The sequence below is a fragment of the Phytopseudomonas argentinensis genome (genome assembly GCF_900113905.1).
Taxonomy (GTDB): Bacteria; Pseudomonadota; Gammaproteobacteria; order Pseudomonadales; family Pseudomonadaceae; genus Aquipseudomonas; species Aquipseudomonas argentinensis.
Map to the genome: position 1 here is coordinate 212,479 of NZ_FORC01000003.1, position 13,987 is coordinate 226,465.

General features: G+C 63.8%; 9 protein-coding genes and 1 pseudogene. All 10 read left to right on the forward strand.

The window, feature by feature from the left end; translation table 11 throughout:
• Positions 1-76: 76 nt before the first annotated feature.
• The 10 genes and pseudogenes from BM154_RS15495 (at position 77) to BM154_RS15540 (ending at position 13,821) form a co-directional block, all read left to right on the forward strand.
• Complete coding sequence (locus tag BM154_RS15495) at positions 77-877, forward strand: type VI secretion system accessory protein TagJ (protein WP_074885898.1); 801 nt, start codon at positions 77-79, stop codon at positions 875-877.
• Positions 865-1,380 carry a type VI secretion system baseplate subunit TssE gene (gene tssE, locus BM154_RS15500; protein WP_074885901.1) on the forward strand — a complete coding sequence of 172 codons (516 nt, stop codon included), beginning with the start codon at positions 865-867 and terminating at the stop codon, positions 1,378-1,380. Before BM154_RS15495 ends, tssE begins: the two co-directional genes overlap by 13 nt.
• The gene (gene tssF / locus BM154_RS15505) at positions 1,377-3,236 is read left to right on the forward strand and encodes a type VI secretion system baseplate subunit TssF (protein WP_074885904.1); all 1,860 of its coding nucleotides are present in this window, start codon (positions 1,377-1,379) and stop codon (positions 3,234-3,236) included. Before tssE ends, tssF begins: the two co-directional genes overlap by 4 nt.
• Complete coding sequence (gene tssG, locus BM154_RS15510; protein ID WP_074885907.1) at positions 3,218-4,231, forward strand: type VI secretion system baseplate subunit TssG; 1,014 nt, start codon at positions 3,218-3,220, stop codon at positions 4,229-4,231. The genes tssF and tssG overlap by 19 nt, the downstream gene beginning before the upstream one ends.
• A gap of 11 nt (positions 4,232-4,242) precedes the next feature.
• Positions 4,243-6,942 (forward strand): type VI secretion system ATPase TssH, encoded by a 2,700-nt coding sequence (gene tssH, locus BM154_RS15515; RefSeq protein WP_074885910.1) that lies wholly within the window; start codon positions 4,243-4,245, stop codon positions 6,940-6,942.
• A gap of 25 nt (positions 6,943-6,967) precedes the next feature.
• Positions 6,968-8,824 (forward strand): annotated as a pseudogene (locus tag BM154_RS24440) (type VI secretion system Vgr family protein); the annotation flags it as partial.
• An 853-nt stretch (positions 8,825-9,677) separates the two neighbouring features.
• Positions 9,678-10,238, forward strand: coding sequence for a hypothetical protein (locus BM154_RS15525; RefSeq protein WP_139225468.1), 561 nt, complete (start codon positions 9,678-9,680; stop codon positions 10,236-10,238).
• Positions 10,239-10,259: 21 nt separating this feature from the next.
• Entirely contained in the window at positions 10,260-11,372 is a 1,113-nt protein-coding gene (locus BM154_RS15530) for a DUF2169 family type VI secretion system accessory protein (RefSeq protein ID WP_074885917.1), read from the forward strand.
• A complete protein-coding gene (locus BM154_RS23945) occupies positions 11,362-13,047 on the forward strand; it encodes a DUF4150 domain-containing protein (protein ID WP_074885920.1) in 1,686 nt (561 codons plus the stop codon). The genes BM154_RS15530 and BM154_RS23945 overlap by 11 nt, the downstream gene beginning before the upstream one ends.
• A gap of 18 nt (positions 13,048-13,065) precedes the next feature.
• Positions 13,066-13,821: a PoNe immunity protein domain-containing protein gene (locus BM154_RS15540; RefSeq protein ID WP_074885923.1), complete on the forward strand. Its 756-nt coding sequence runs from the start codon at positions 13,066-13,068 to the stop codon at positions 13,819-13,821.
• Positions 13,822-13,987: the final 166 nt, after the last annotated feature.

Genomic DNA, 13,987 nt, shown 5'->3' on the forward strand with positions numbered 1-13,987 from the left:
CCACTGCCAACGCAGGCACGGCGCGCCGAGGAATCACCGCACCACTGCGGTGACAGCGCCAGTACAGGGACCGACGATGACTGCCGAACACTACCTGCGTGAAGCACGCCTCGATGAGGCACTGAAGGCACTGCAGGATCAGGTGCGGGCACAGCCCGCCAAGGCGCAGTTGCGGGTATTCCTGTTCCAGCTGCTGGCGGTGATGGGCCAGTGGAGCCGCGCGCAGAACCAGCTAAAGGTCGCCGGCGACCTGGACGCCGCCTGCCTGCCCATGGTGCAGACCTACAGCACCGCACTCAATTGCGAAGCGCTGCGCGAGCAGGTGTTCGCCGGCAAGACCACGCCGGTGGTACTTGGCCAGCCTGCGAACTGGGTGGCGCCACTGATCCTCGCCTTGGAGCAGGATGCCCAGGGCAACGCCGATGCCGCCCAGAGCCTGCGCGACCAGGCCTTCGAAGCCGCCGCTGCGGTACCCGGCAAGCTCGACGACACTCCCTTCGCCTGGCTGGCCGATGCCGACCCGCGCCTGGGGCCGGTGCTCGAACTGATTGTCAATGGCCGCTACGTCTGGCTGCCGATGGAAAACATCGCCAGCCTCAATGTCGAAGCCCCCAGCGATCTGCGTGACCTGGTCTGGCTACCGGCCCAGGTGACCCTGACCAACGGCGGCAGCACCGTGGCGCTGATTCCCAGCCGCTACCCGGGCAGCCACGCGAGCGCCGACGGTGCACTGCGCCTGGCGCGCAAGACCGAATGGCAGGACAACGGGCTGCCGCTCGGCCAGCGCCTGCTGGCCTTCGAGGGTGGCGAACAGGCGCTGTTCGATATTCGTTCACTGAGCTTCGAGCACGGGAATGACGCGGCATGGCCGACCTGAAACGCCAGGACCGCCTGCAACCGGCCCTGCTCGATCGCCTGCTCGACGAAGACCCGGCAAACCCCGCGGAAAGCGTCGACAAGCGCGTGCTGAGCCTCACCCAGTTGCGCGCCTCGGTGCTGCGCGACCTGGCCTGGCTGTTCAACACCATCGCACCGCTGACGAGCGATGACGAGGCCCTCACCCGCGCCGGCAGTTCGGTGGTCAACTTCGGCCTGCCGCCCCTGGCCGGGCATAGTGCCTCAAGCATCGACATCCCGGCGGTGGAACGCCTGTTGACCAAGGCGATTGCCGACTTCGAGCCGCGCATCGTGCGCTCGTCGCTGCGCGTGCGCGCTCGTCAGGAAGCCGAGGAAATGAGCCACAACTCGCTGAGCTTCGAGATCGAGGGTGACCTGTGGGCACACCCGATGCCGCTGCGCCTGCTGCTGACCACCGAGCTGGACCTGGAAACCGGGCACGTTCAGGTATTGCCCGCCGACGCCTCAAGGAAACGCCGATGAACCCGCGCCTGCTCGGCTATTACAACCAGGAGCTGCAACACATCCGCGAGAGCGCCGAGGAGTTCGCCCGCGAATTCCCGAAGATCGCCAGCCGCTTGAGCCTGTCCGGCGTCGAATGCGCCGACCCCTACGTGGAACGCCTGCTCGAAGGCTTCGCCTACCTGACCGCGCGAGTGCAGCTCAAACTCGACGCCGAATACCCTACCTTCACCCACAACCTGCTGGAAATCGCCTACCCGCACTACCTGGCACCGACCCCGTCGATGACCGTAGTGCAGCTGTGCGCCGATCCCAACGAAGGCTCGCTGAGCAGCGGTTTCACCCTCGAACGCGGCGCCTCGCTGCGCGGCGCACTGGGCAGCGAAGCGCAGACCGCCTGCGAATACCGCACCTGCCAGCCGGTCACCCTATGGCCGCTGGAGGTGACTCAGGCCAGCTATTTCGGCAACCCGACCACCCAGCTCGGCCGCATCGCCGCCAGCGAACCTGGCGCCAAGGCAGCCGTGCGCCTGCGCCTTCGCACCGGCGCCGGCCTGCCTTTCAATGCCCTGGACCTGGATACCCTGACATTCTTCCTGCACGGCGCCGACGAGCAGCCGTTCCGCCTTTACGAACAGCTGATGGGTAACGTCTGCGCCTTGTTCGTGCGCGCCGTGGACGGCTCCTGGGTCGAACGCCTGCCGCCGGACAGCCTGCGCCCGCGCGGCTTCGACGACAGCGAAGCGGCACTGCCAGTGGTGCCCAGGGCATTCCAGGGCTACCGGCTGCTGCAAGAATACTTCGCCCTGCCCAACCGCTTTCTGTTCGTCGAGCTGACCGGGCTCAAACGCGCCGTGCAGCGCAACAGCAGCCAGGAACTGGAGATCGTGGTGCTGTTCAACCGCCTCGACAACAGCCTGGAAAACAGCATCGGTGCCGAGCAATTCCGGTTGTTCTGCACCCCGGCGATCAACCTGTTCGCCCGCCGCGCCGACCGCATTCACCTGAGCGATCGCGTACACGAGCACCAGATCATCGCCGACCGCACCCGCCCACAGGATTTCGAGATCCACTCGATCACCGAAGTCAGTGGCCATGGCAGCGGCCCCGAGCAGCCCTTCCAGCCGTTCTACGCAGTACGCGACCCGTCGCGCTACGGCCGTGAACAGGCCTGGTACAGCCTGCGCCGCGAACCCCGGGTACTGTCCAGCAAGCAGCGGCGCAACGGCCCACGCTCCACCTATATCGGCAGCGAAACCTTCATCTCCCTGGTCGACGCCAACCAGGCGCCCTACCGCCACGACCTGCGCCAGCTGGGCATCGGCGCGCTGTGCACCAACCGCGATCTGCCGCTGTCGATGCCGATCGGTGGCACGCGCAGCGATTTCACCCTGGAAGACAGCGCCCCGGTGGTCGCCGTGCGCTGCCTGGCCGGCCCCAGCCGCCCGCGTGCCAGTCGCGCCCACGATGCCAGCGCCTGGCGCCTGATCAGCCAGCTGTCGCTCAACTACCTGTCGCTCAGCGAACAGGGCCAGGGCGCCGCCGCCCTGCGTGAACTGCTGCGCCTCTACGGCGATGTCGGCGACAACGCCCTGCAACTGCAGATCGACGGCCTGCGCAAGGTCAGCGCCCAGCCATGCACGCGGCGCCTGCCGATGCCGGGGCCGATCGTCTTCGGGCGTGGCCTGGAGATCGGCCTGGAGTTCGACGAGAACGCCTTTCGCGGTACCGGCGTGTTCCTGCTCGGTTCGGTGCTGGAGCGCTTCCTGACCCGTTACGTGTCGATCAACAGCTTCACCGAGACGGTGCTGCGCACCACCGAGCGCGGCGAAGTAATGCGTTGGAGGGCCAAGCCCGGATGTCGACCGACGCTGTGAACACCCTGGCGGCGATGGCCGAGGCGCCCTGGAACTACGATTTCTTCCAGGCCATGCGGCGCATCGAGTGCGAATACCCGGAACGCCCGCGCCTGGGCCATTCCGTACGCCTGGTCGACGACCCACTGCGCCTCGGCCAGAAGCCGGACTGCGGCTTCGCCCCTTCGACCCTGGCCAGCGTCATCCACGACAGCACCGGCATACCGCGCATCGAGCAGTTCTTCTTCGGCCTTACCGGCCCCAACGGGCCATTGCCGATTCACCTGACCGAGCACGCCCGCGAGCGCCAGCGCCACCACGGCGACGCCACCTTCAAGCGCTTTCTCGACGTATTCAATCATCGCCTGCTGACCCTGTTCTACCGCGCCTGGGCCGAGGCCCGGCCGACGGTGGCCCAGGATCGCGCCGCTGACGACTACTGGTCGCCACGCCTTGGCGCACTGTCCGGCCGCGGCATGGAGAGTCTGCTCGACCAGGGCCCGATCCCTGATGCCGCGCGCTATTACTTCACCGGGCACCTGGCCGCCCAGACCCGCTACCCCGACGGCCTGCAGGCCATCCTCGCCGAGTACTTCGGCGTGCCGGTGGCGCTCGAGGAATACGTCGGCCAATGGCTGCCGCTGCCCGAGTACAGCCGCCTGGGCGCCAGCACCTGCACGCTCGGCATGGATCTGTGCCTGGGCACCCACGTGTGGGACCGGCAGCACAAATTTCGCCTGCGTATCGGCCCCTTGAGCCTGACGCAGTACCGGCGTTTTCTGCCTGATCAGCCGCTGCTCGCCGAGCTGGCGGCCTGGGTGGCCGAATACGTCGGCATGGAACTGGACTGGGACACCAACCTGGTGCTCAAACAGGAGGAGGTGCCGCCCGCATCACTGGATGGCGGCTGCCGACTCGGCTTCGATACCTGGCTTGGAAAACCGAGCGAGGATGCAAAGGATCTGCTGCTGGACCGACACCACGTCGTCACCCAGCCGCTCACTACCCCGAATTAGAGGACAGGAAAATGGGTGAAATCAGTCGCGCCGCGTTGTTCGGCAAGCTCAACAGCGTCGCCTACAAGGCCATCGAAGCCGCCACGGTATTCTGCAAGTTGCGTGGCAATCCCTACGTCGAGCTGAGCCATTGGCTGCACCAGATCCTGCAGCTGCAGGATTCCGACCTGCACCAGATCATCCGCCAGTTCAGCATCGAGCCGGCGCGCCTGGCCAAGGACATCACCGAAGCCTTGGATCGTCTGCCGCGTGGCTCCACCTCGATCACCGACCTGTCCTCCCATGTCGAGGAAGCGGTCGAGCGCGGCTGGGTGTACGGCAGCCTGATGTTCGGCGAAAGCCAGGTGCGCAGCGGCTACCTGATCGTCGGCATCCTCAAGACGCCGAGCCTGCGCAATGCGCTGCTGGCCATCTCCCGGGAGTTCGAGAAACTCAAGGTCGAGACCCTTACAGAGCGCTTCGACGAGATCGTAGGCGCCTCGCCGGAGAACGCCCTGAGCGCCACCGATGGCTTCCAGGCGAGTGCCCCGGGCGAAGCAAGCGGCGCCATCGCACCCAGTGCCATGGGCAAGCAGGAAGCGCTCAAGCGTTTCACCGTCGACCTCACCGAGCAGGCGCGCAGCGGCAAGCTCGACCCCATCGTCGGCCGTGACGACGAGATCCGCCAGCTGGTCGATATCCTCATGCGGCGCCGGCAGAACAACCCGATCCTTACCGGTGAAGCCGGCGTCGGCAAGACCGCGGTGGTCGAAGGTTTCGCCCTGCGCATCGTCGCCGGCGACGTGCCGCCGAGCCTCAAGGACGTCGAGCTGCGCAGCCTGGACGTTGGCCTGCTGCAAGCCGGCGCCAGCATGAAGGGTGAATTCGAGCAGCGCCTGCGCCAGGTCATCGAGGACGTGCAGAGCTCGCCCAAGCCGATCATCCTGTTCATCGACGAAGCCCATACCCTGGTCGGCGCCGGCGGCGCGGCCGGCACCGGCGATGCCGCCAACCTGCTCAAGCCGGCGCTGGCCCGCGGTACCCTGCGCACCGTGGCCGCCACTACCTGGGCCGAGTACAAGAAACACATCGAGAAGGATCCGGCCCTGACTCGCCGTTTCCAGGTGGTGCAGGTCGACGAGCCTTCCGAGCATCGCGCCATCCTGATGATGCGCGGCGTCGCCGCGACCATGGAAAAGCACCACCAGGTGCAGATCCTCGACGAAGCCCTGGAAGCCTCGGTCAAGCTGTCGCACCGCTACATCCCGGCGCGCCAGCTGCCGGACAAGTCTGTGAGCCTGCTCGACACCGCCTGCGCCCGCGTGGCGATCAGTCTGCACGCGGTGCCGGCCGAGGTGGATGACAGCCGTCGGCGCATCGAGGCACTGGAAACCGAGCTGGCCATCATCGGCCGCGAACAAGCCATCGGCGTGAACATCGGCAGCCGCCTGCTCGACGTCGACGCGGCCCTGGCCGAAGAGCGCCTGCGCCTGGTTACCCTGGAGACCCGCTGGGCCGACGAGAAGGCGCTGGTCGACGAGCTGCTGGCCACCCGCGCCAGCCTGCGTGCCGCCGCCGAACCGGTGGACGACACCAGCCGCGAGGCCGGCGAGGCGCGCCTGAGCGACGAGGAGCACGCCGCCCTGCGCAGCAAGCTCGCAGACCTGCAGAGCCGCTTGAGCGCCTTGCAGGGCGAAGACCCGCTGATCCTGCCGACCGTCGATTACCAGGCGGTGGCGTCGGTGGTCGCCGACTGGACCGGCATTCCGGTCGGGCGCATGGCCCGCAACGAGATCGAAACCGTTCTCAAGCTGGATGCGCACCTGAAGAAACGCATCATCGGCCAGGACCACGCTCTGGAAATGATCGCCAAGCGCATCCAGACTTCCCGCGCCGGGCTCGACAACCCCAACAAGCCGATCGGCGTGTTCATGCTCGCCGGCACCTCCGGCGTGGGCAAGACCGAAACCGCCCTGGCCCTGGCCGAAGCCCTCTACGGCGGCGAGCAGAACGTCATCACCATCAACATGAGCGAGTTCCAGGAAGCCCATACGGTGTCCACCCTCAAGGGCGCCCCACCGGGCTACATCGGCTACGGCGAGGGCGGCGTGCTGACCGAAGCGGTGCGCCGCCGCCCTTATAGCGTGGTGCTGCTCGACGAGGTCGAGAAGGCCCACCCGGACGTCCACGAGATCTTCTTCCAGGTATTCGACAAGGGCGTGATGGAGGACGGCGAAGGCCGCCAGATCGACTTCAAGAACACCCTGATCCTGCTCACCACCAACGCCGGCACCGAGATGATCGCCGGGTTGTGCAGCGACCCCGAGCTGATGCCCGAGCCCGAAGGCATCGCCAAGGCGCTGCGCGAGCCGCTGCTGAAGATCTTCCCGCCGGCCCTGCTCGGCCGCCTGGTGACCATCCCCTACTACCCGCTGTCGGACGACATGCTCAAGGCCATCACCCGCCTGCAGCTGGAGCGCATCAAGAAGCGCATCGAAAGCACCCACAAGGTGCCGTTCAGCTACGACGATGCGGTGGTCGACCTGGTGGTGTCGCGCTGCACCGAGAACGAGAGCGGTGGCCGGCAGATCGACGCGATCCTCACCAACAGCATGCTGCCGGACATGAGCCGCGAGTTCCTCGGCCGCCTGCTCGAAGGCAAGCCGCTCGCCGGCGTGCAGGTGAGCGTGCAGAACCAGGATCTGCATTACCAGTTCGAACAGGTGCAATAACGCCCGCCGCGCGAGAGGACGCTTGATGGCAATTACTCAGGATGCACGCATGGCCATCGTCACCAGCCCGCTGGGTGGTGACGTGCTGGTGCTGCGCCGCATGGAAGGCCGGGATGAGCTCAGCCGGCCATTCGCCTACGAGTTGGCGCTGATATCCGAGGATCACTCGCTACCGCTCAACGCCTTGCTCGGCAAGCCGATGGGCCTGACCGTGCAACTGGCCGACGGCAGCGACCGTTATTTTCACGGTATCGCCGCGCGCTGCAGCCAGGCAGCCGGTAGCGGGCAATTCGCCAGCTACCGGGTCACCCTCAAGCCCTGGTTGTGGCTGCTATCGAGAACCTCCGACTGCCGGATCTTCCAGAACAAGACGGTGCCCGACATCGTCAAGCAGGTGTTTCGCGACCTGGGCTTCTCCGACTTCGAAGACGCGCTGACGCGCACCTACCGCGAGTGGGACTACTGCGTTCAGTACCGTGAAACCAGCCTGGACTTCGTCAGCCGGCTGCTCGAGCAGGAAGGGATCTACTACTACTTCCGCCACGAGCAGGCCCGCCATGTGCTGGTGCTGTGCGACGCCTACGGTGCCCATCGAGCAGCACCGGGCTACGCCAGCGTACCGTTCTTCCCCCTGGAAGATCAGATGCGCGAGCGCGATCACATCTACGACTGGCACCTCGACCACGAGGTACAACCCGGTTCGCTGGAGCTCAACGACTACGACTTCCAGCGCCCCAGCGCCCGCCTGGAAGTGCGCTCTATCGTCTCGCGCCCGCACAGCAACGCCGGTCATCCGCTGTTCGACTACCCCGGCGAATACGTGCAGAGCAAGGACGGCGAGCAATACGCGCGCAACCGTATCGAGGCCATCCAGACCCAGTACGAGCGCATTCAGCTGCGTACCAACGCCCGCGGCATCGGCTCCGGCCACCTGTTCAGCATGACCGGTTACCCGCGCGCCGATCAGAACCGCGAATACCTGACCGTCAGTGCCGACTACCAGATCGTTCAGGAAGCCTTCGAGAACAACACCCATGATGAACCGCTGCAATTCGACAGCCGCCTCGACTGCATCGATGCCAGCCAGGTGTTCCGCCCACTACCGCTGACCGTGCAGCCCATCGTGCAGGGCCCGCAGACGGCATTGGTGGTCGGCCCCCAGGGTGAGGAAATCTGGACCGACCAATACGGCCGCGTGAAGGTGCATTTCTACTGGGACCGCCACGACCAGTCCAACGAGAACAGCTCGTGCTGGATTCGCGTGTCGCAGAACTGGGCGGGCAAGAACTGGGGCGCGATCCAGATTCCGCGTATCGGCCAGGAGGTGATCGTCAGCTTCCTGGAAGGCGACCCCGACCGGCCGATCATCACCGGCCGCGTCTACAACGCCGAACAGACGGTGCCCTACGACCTTCCGGCCAACGCCACCCAGAGCGGCATCAAGAGCCGCTCGAGCAAGGGCGGCACGCCCGCTCAGTTCAATGAAATCCGCATGGAGGACAAGAAGGGCGAAGAACAGCTGTACATCCATGCCGAACGCAACCAGGACATCGTCGTCGAGCAGGACGAGACCCATGCCGTCGGCCGTGATCGCAGCAAGTCCATCGGCCGTGACGAGACCGTCGACGTGGGCGCCAATCGCACCAAGAAGATCGCCCGCAACGAGCGTTACAGCATTGGCCACAACAAGACGGTCAACATCGGTCGCTTCAAGGTCGAAAGCATCGGCATGGCGAAGATGACCAACGTCGGCCTGGGCTATAACCGCAACGTCGGCATGGCCATGTTCTCGGCCGTGGGCATGAACCGCACCGACTTCGTCGGCAAGACCTGGGCCGTGTCGGCCGGCGACAAGATCGAATTCAAGGTCGGCAGCTCACAACTGACGCTGACGCCGGATGCCATCTACCTCAGCGCCAAGGACATCCACTTCAAGGCGCAGGAGTACCTGCACGCCGATGCGCCTTCGGACATCCTGCTCAACTCGGGCACTGCACAACCTGCCCCCGAGCACAGCGGCAAGCTGGAGCCTGGCGCCCAGGTGGGCGCGCTGGCGGCCATCGCCGGGGTCGTGCGCGGGCTCGGCTCACAAGCAGGCCCAACGGCCCAGGGCAATGACAAGCGCCCAGGGGCCGAAGCCCAGGGCAGCCTTTCGCTGAGAAGCAGCACGCCCGCGGCTCAGACGCCCACTGCGGTGACCACCGGGCTGGGAGATGCGGTGGATCGCCTCGCCGCGCAATCACTCTCGCTGCAGAAAGATCTGCGCACGCTGCAAGAAGACGGCTGGGATATCGAGTATGGCCCTGCCGGCGAAGGCACCTTCGTCACGCAGGAGGGGGATATCAGCAAGATCGTCATCGATGGCGACATGCGCAGCTCTCCCGAAACGGTGACGCAGTTACTGGCCCATGAAGTGGGGCATGCCACCAACCCGTACGAGGAAGACCTGTCCTCCAAGACGGCATATGTCAATGGCGCACTCAAGGACGAAGGTGCGGCGGTGCTGAACAATATCAAGGTGCAGCGCGAAATCATCGCCAGCGGCGGTCCCGACATCGGCATCAACGGTTCGCCGACCAACCATGCCGGCTACAACGCCGCCTATGATCAGCTGCTCAGCAACGGCAATAGCGAGGCTGCACGCGCGGCGGTCGGCCGTCTGTGGGGCAGCGAAACCTCATCGGTCAAGGTCGACGGCCAGTACGTCACGTACAACGACTACTACGGCAGCTGGTATGACGACAACGTCGGCAAGTAAGCGGTTTTTTTTCAGGCTCTTTGCCTATTTGCTGGTAGCGAGCACAACGGCCTGCTCCACAACGAACGAGAACGAACGGATGAACCAAGCCTCCTTCACGCTCTGGCAAACCATCGAGCAACTGGCGCAACAAGCGCCACTGACCAAGGCCAAGATCGAGCAGACGCTCGGCAGCCCTCTGCAGCTGGACAAGCAGGATAAGCATCGCACTCGCTGGGTGGGCGGCGAAGTGGCCCTGCTGGACAACGTGCGCATTGCGCAGACCGGCTTCACCGTGCTCACCAAGGAGCATGCTGCCCGCCAGAGTACCGTCGGCCTGTTTCTGAGCGGTGCCTGCATCGGCCGCGATGATATCGAAGCGCAGTATGGTGAACTGCTTCTGGTCTCGGCTCCGCGTGGCCGCTCGCTAAACGAAACAAGCGTTTGGGAGAGCGTGCGTCCCTGGGGCCAGCTGCGCTTTGCATTCAAGCAGAATAACCCCGAGTGCCTGCACAGCGTGTCGCTCGTCACCGCGCCATCGATACCCGACCAATCCTGACCCCGGGCGAACGGACGCAACGTGCAGATCGATAACCGCAGCGGCTTTCCCCATGCCTGGTTCGAGAAGACCGGCCCAGGCGGTGTCGTCTACGACGTGCTGGTGCTGCGCGGTACCTTCGCGCTGAGCGGTGGTTATCAACCGCTGCAACGGGCCGATGTACAGGCCCCCATCGTCTATGCAGACGAATACAATGGCCACCCCGAGGCCAATCCCCTGCAGAGCGTGCTGCGCTGCGAAGGCGATCTGCTGCTGTTCAAACCGGCCAGCGATATCTACGTCACCGGTACGGCGCGCAGTGAAGGCGGAGTCGCTCAGGCAGGCTGGCTCGCCGGTATCCGCGTGGGCACTCGGCGCAAGCTGCTGCAACTGCATGGCCCACGGCGCTTCGAACGCCAGGGACAGGCATGGCGCCTAAGCAGCGCCGAGGCCGTGACCCAGGTGCCCCTCGACTACCGCTATGCCTTCGGCGGCTGCTACAGCGTGATGACCAGCCAGCCGGGCGAGGCGGAGCGGGTGTATAACCCCGAGAATCCAGCCGGGTGCGGCTGGCTGCCCACAGAGGCCGACCTGCAAGCCGTGTCGCCCGAAGCGCAGGCGCAGATACGCCAATGGCTCGAAGGCGTAAGCGAACTGCCGGCGCCGCAGATCGAGGATGTCGAGGCGCCCATCGTCAGCCCCTATGACGCTCTGCCGCCGCAAGGCCTCGCACCCCTCGCCCGCTGGAGCCAGGCACGCCTGCAATACGCCGGCACCTACGACGAGCACTGGCAGCGTGAGCGCTACCCGCTGCTGCCAGATGATTTCGACGAGCGTTTTTACCAGGCTGCACCGCCTGACCTGATCCAGCCCGGCTACCTCAGCGGCGACGAATTCATCTCCCTGCTCGGCATGCTGCCCGAGGGCCTGACCCATTTCCGCCTGCCAGGTGTGCTGGCGCTGGCATCCCTGACCACCACCAGTGGCCATTGCCAGCAAGGGCCGCTGGTGCTCGACACCGTGGCCATCGACCTGGATGCGCGGCAGGTCTCACTGATCTGGCGCGGCACATTCGAGCGTGGCGAGCCCTGGCGACGGCTGGCGGTTGGTACGCTGGACGTTCCCTTGGTGCAGGAAGACGTGCATGGCGCTTGATATCGACATCGTCGCGGGCCCGCACCACAACGCCAACCTGTTTCGTAAGAACTTCGGTATCGACAACGCTGAGCAAGCTGCAAACGCGTTGAACAATCTGGATAGCCTGTATGCCCGTGGCGGCCACCCCTGGGAAGCCTTCACTGCCAGCAACGGCGAGTACTTTCCAGGCCAGCGGGAGAGCTTCGACAAGACTGCAAGACAGGTCAAGGAGCTGTACGAAAAAGGCATTTTCAAGGACGGTGAACTGGCCGAATCGAAGCCGACAAAAGACGGCAAGGATCTGCTAGGCAACGCCCGCCACGCCGCCAACGACAGCCACGAGTGGAAAGCGGTCTGCTCGGTGCCCGACTTCTGCAAGGTCGGCAATGCCGTGGTGCCGTTCGACAGCTTCGCCACCATCGGCAACCAAACTCAGTCGTCGCCCGACGTCAAAGCTCAGGGCGTGCCGGTATACCGGGTCGGCGACCTACACAAGGGCGTTCAGGGGGATGCCGGCTCCCATGTGGTGGCCGGTACCTCGCTGGGCGGCGGCTACGTCAAGTTTCTCAGCGGCCAGAACGACGTCAAGGTCAACGGCATACCGCTGGTGCGCCAGGACAGCGCCTGTCTGGTCAACTGCAACGGTGCAGGCATCGGCGGCGCGCTGGGCAAGGTCGTCACCACCCAGCGCAGCGCGGATAGCCAAGCGGGAGCACCCGACAAAGAAGCCAACCCGGAACTGCAGGCGCTGCTCGCCGCAGAAGCCGACGAGCGCTCGCTGTGGGAGAAGACCAAGGACTTCGGCTCCGGCGCCTGGAGCAGCACCAAGCGTATCGCCGAAGCGAGTGCAGACAATCCATTGGATACCGGCGTCGGCGTACTGAAGGGCATCGGCAATCTGCCCACCGACCTGTGGAACCTGGGCGTCGTGGCCAGCAAATACACATCTGTCGCCGGTATCCCCCCAGTTGCCGTGCGTGCCAACGCCATGGAAAAGGCAGCTGTTGCTGCCCATCAGGCTGGCGATCTGGCCAAGGCCAATGAGCTCGCCCGGCAGGCGAGCCAGATGATGAGCTCAGGCTATGCCGATGATCTGTTCGAGCTGACCAGCGATGCGCAAAGGGGCGGTGCGATCGCCTCCATGGCTATACCGTTCGGAGCAGCGGCAAAGGGCGCAGGTGCGCTCGGCAAAGCAGCACGCGGCGCGCGTGCTATCGATGAGGCGGCCGATATCGCAAAGGCCGGAGATGCGGCGAAGGCGAAAGGACCAGGTGTACATATCAAGGCGGCAAGCGGGGAAAGAGCCGCGCATGACGTCATGCTGAGCAAGGGTTATGAGCCGTTAGGTAAGACAGACGGGAAGTACAAGCCAGGACAGAACGGTATCGACGGCGTGTATAAAAACCCGGCTCCTCCGCCAGATTATGTAATTACCGAAGTCAAATATGGCTCTTCAAAACTTAGTAAAGCTCTGGCCGATGGTACAAATCAGATGGATGATGCCTGGGTTATGAAACGCCTCGATAGCGCAGTAGGCAAAGAGCAAGCGGATCTGATCCGAGATGCAATGGATGCCGGCACCGTTCAAAAGGTTCTGCTTAGGGTGGATGAGGCCGGCAACGTAACACCAAGACTTATTGACAGTTCGGGTAATGTGATCCGGGGCAACGCCGGGAAAGTACCGGAATTTTGAGCTTAGAGGAACGGACAGATGCAACGCGACACATTAAAGAATGAAGAGTACTTCAACAAATGGATTTCATATGACCGGGAAAGAATGCGGCAGAAGCAGGATCGTCTCGACTCTGGAGGAATACCGCTTCCCTATGGGAAGGTAACCGCAGCTGCCGACTTGTGGAATAAGGCGCTCGGGGTAACCGTAATGGGCTACTCACGCGGCGACAAGATTGCTGACCTAGCGAGTGATGTGAGCAACCTACTCGTTATGCGGGAACAGCTACAAGCCATGTGTAATGCACTTCCTGAAGACCAACAGCAGAAACGCTTTCAGTTTGAGAAGCTGTCTTTCGACAATTACCTTGATTTCCTATGGTGGCTTTCTCTGGCGTTCTGCACCGGAATGGAAGCTGCCTACATAGAACGTGCCCTTGCTTTGATCGACAATGCCAATCAAGACGCGCTACTGGATCGTATCGCAGTGAAACTCGGTGATAGCCAGCGTAACCTCTCCAACGACCTACTCTTCCCCAAGCAATACGATCTATTGCTGCGAGCACTCGATGCTGCGCCTAAAGAGCAGCCAGGGCTGATCAAGAAGTTTCTCGATGGCTGGTACAAAGGCAATAAGAGTCTCGCTGCTTGGTACGATACCCATAAAGGCGAGGACACCGGCTATGTCGGCTACTGGTGTTTTGAAGCAGCACTGGTTGTGAAATTATTTGGTATTGAAGATTCATCATTCCGTACACATAAACATTACCCAGCAGACCTGGTTCATCTTGATTGAGCATTGGAACTTTCGCTCTTTTTTCAACACTCAAAAAGCCCTGACTGCGTCGAATTATCGGTTCCAATCCATACAGAATGCGATTCAGACTGGGCCTTGCTGGGATGCCAAAAAGCTTTTCTCGGGTAGCACAATGCCCCAGCATTGACCGACGCTACCACGCTTA